Annotated in this window: 1 protein-coding gene; it reads left to right on the plus strand. The window is 63.8% G+C overall.

The window, feature by feature from the left end:
- On the plus strand, positions 1–381 hold a 381-nt coding region (locus AC6EMZ_RS23365; RefSeq protein ID WP_498405194.1), incomplete at both ends, for an FAA hydrolase family protein.

Here is a 381-nt window from a genome sequence, read left to right on the forward strand (position 1 = left end):
GATTGACATCACGCGCCATGCAGCAGTCTTCACAGATCGACGAGCCCGGCTATGGTGCGCTGCTCAACGACATGTTCTTTGCCGAGGGGAGCGAGATCCCCACCAGCCGCTTCATCGTGCCGCGCGTGGAAGTGGAAGTCGCCTTCGTGCTCGGCAAGCGCCTGGAGGGGCCGGAGGTGACGCTGTTCGATGTGTACGACGCGGTGGATCACGTGATACCGGCCTTGGAGATCATCGACGCGCGCTCGCAATCGATCGATCCTGACAGCGGGCGTCCACGCAAGGTGTTTGACACGATCGCCGACAACGCCGCCAATGCCGGCGTCGTGATGGGCGGCCGGCCCATCCGCATGCGCGATGTGGATCTGCGCTGGGTGAGTG

Source organism: Enterobacter sp. SCRI0065 (assembly GCF_059766475.1).